The organism is Oleiphilus sp. HI0066 (assembly GCF_001635725.1).
In genome coordinates, this window is sequence record NZ_LWFH01001030.1 from 1 (window position 1) to 2446 (window position 2446).

The 2446-nt window shown below is 45.8% G+C and carries 2 protein-coding genes; both read left to right on the plus strand.

The features are described from left to right. On the plus strand, window positions 1-571 hold a 571-nt coding region (locus tag A3738_RS12425), incomplete at its 5' end, for an HlyD family efflux transporter periplasmic adaptor subunit (protein ID WP_156504235.1). After that, a partial coding sequence (locus A3738_RS12430; protein ID WP_068763615.1) for a hypothetical protein occupies window positions 561-2446 on the plus strand: 1886 nt, incomplete at its 3' end. The genes A3738_RS12425 and A3738_RS12430, both read left to right, overlap by 11 nt.

Consider the following 2446-nt stretch of genomic DNA (forward strand, 5'->3'; position numbering starts at 1 on the left):
ACTAAACGACCAGCGCTTAAAACGTCATTCTGATTATCGCATGGAACTAAGTGAGTCCCGCAAAGATCTCCAACTGAAGGACCAAGCACTCATACGCGCGTCTGATAAAGTTGAGCGTATGGAAGTATTTTCTCCCGTTGAGGGCATCGTCGACAAACTTCACTTTAATTATTTAAGCGCCGTCGTCCCACCGGGCGAAAGTATTGCGGATATTGCACCCTTAGGCGGTGAACTGATTGCCGAAGTTAAGTTGGCAAGAAAAGACGTTGGCTTTGTCGAAATGGGGCAACTCACTAAGGTAAAGCTCGATACCTACAACTTTACGCAATACGGCAGCATCGACGGCACGATTTCATCAATCTCGAGAAGCTCATTTAAAGAAGAGGACAATGAGTTTTTCATGGTGCAAGTGAGCTTAGCACGTGACTACGTTGAGCGTTCAGGCCTGCAATACAAGATCACTCCGCACATGGAGCTCACGGCTGATATTCAAACCGGCACACGACGTGTGATCGACTATGCTCTGAAACCAATTATGGCCGCGATACAGGATTCCTTCGATGAACGCTAGCAAGCTCAGCGTAGTGGTATCAAAAGCTAACTCGCTATTATGTGCAGGCTTTGCGATCCTCTGCCTCGCTATCTCGGCGGTATTTGTCATTCACGATATGACGGTTACGCCCGAGAGCGACTTAAAACAATATCGTTTGGTCGAACAATCTGAACACCTCGTGAAACTCACGGAAACCCTGTTACACAATTCAGAAAGCTGCAAGAGCCAACCCTGTTTAGACGACTTTATCATCACGCCCACAGCGTTATTAAAAAGCGAGGCGGAACGCTTTCGAAACATGGTGGGACAAGAACGTAAAATTGCGAGCTTTGTCGGTGTCACCAGCCTAGATATTCTCACCCTACACTTAGATCAATTTTTACAAACGAAGGACAATCACGTCCTCTATAATCATCTACTGAAAGACAGTACCAACATCGAGGCGATGCATGCGCGTTTTTACGCACAGTTTGAGCTCTCCCAAAACGAGAAACAAGCGTTAAAAATAAAGCTGTATGCGAGCTTCATATCAGCCTCTGTCATCCTCTTCTTTATTGCATATTTATCAGCCCACTTTCGCTCTAAGACCCAAGAAAAGCTCTACACAGAGATCAACATGCGTCTGGATCAAACCGCACAAACCATTAGCCAATGGGATACCGATGGTTTTAAAACGTTACTCGGTGAGACCGATCTCAGCGAATTAGAGCGACGTGCCTTTTCGAAGGTTTTGAACACAGAGCACGAGCTTGATCACTTCCGTAACCAAATGGATTTGTACCGAAAACTATACGCGATGATCGGTTTTGAAATGCGCGGCATCACCACCACGATCAAAGGTGGTTTGCGCGTTTTAACCAAAGATACAGATGACCATGGTGTGTTCTTAGCGCATGAAATATCGATGGCTACGGATATGCTCGAAGAGTTGGCCGAGAATTTCAATCGCTTACTTTCATCGGGCCAAGCAGAAGGTGGCGAGTTTATCGACATTAATGCACTCCTCGCGAATTTATCTACATCCCTTGCAAGTAAGGTACGACGTAATAAATGCAAAATGGAAAGTTATATCGATCCGCACATTCCGAGTGTTGTGTTCGGAAACCAGATCGGCGTGTTCTGGACCCTGCTGTTCCACTTTTCAAATGCGATTACACAAATGAGCGACAAACACGCGTTGCTGCTCGTTCAATGCCAGTCAGCTGATAGCATCGATAAAATTGTGTTGTCATTCGAGCTTCTCTTCAGCAATGAACTCAGTGCGCCGCTCGACGAAGTCTTAAATGCAGAGTGGTTTGAAGCTCAGAGCCTAGGCTCACGCTCCGAGTCTCAGCAGCTATTGGGCAGTGATGCACAACTGAAAGTGCAGTGGTTAGATTGTTTAGACGAATCGTCGCCGACACTCACTCAAGCCGAAAAGTTAGTCGTCAGTATTGAAGCAACGCCAAAAGTTTATCCTGAAAACGAAGCAATCCTTGAAGGAAAGAAAGTACTGTTATGTGGCGACTCTCCATTGCAATTGGATATTCTCAGCCGCACGATTTCCGAATCTGGTTGTGGCTTGGAATGGGCAAGTTCACCTAACGATATTTTCAAAGCGAGTGCCAAGGCACAGGAGTTTGATGCCTTTATCGTGACAGATACGGTACCAGGCATTGAGTTGAAGTCATTCTGTAAAACACTTAAATCTCGCTTGGCAAAAGTAAAAGGCAGTACACGTCTGCTGCTTTCTGTGTCGGATCCTGACTTGGTCGAAGACACCTACCAGAATGTCGATCATATATTCTATCGCCCCTCAGACAATAAAAGCTTTATCACCAAATTGATTCAGCAGATCGATCAAGAGGAGAGTAAAACCGCTGTGACAGACGAGCGCATACTCGTTGTTGAGGA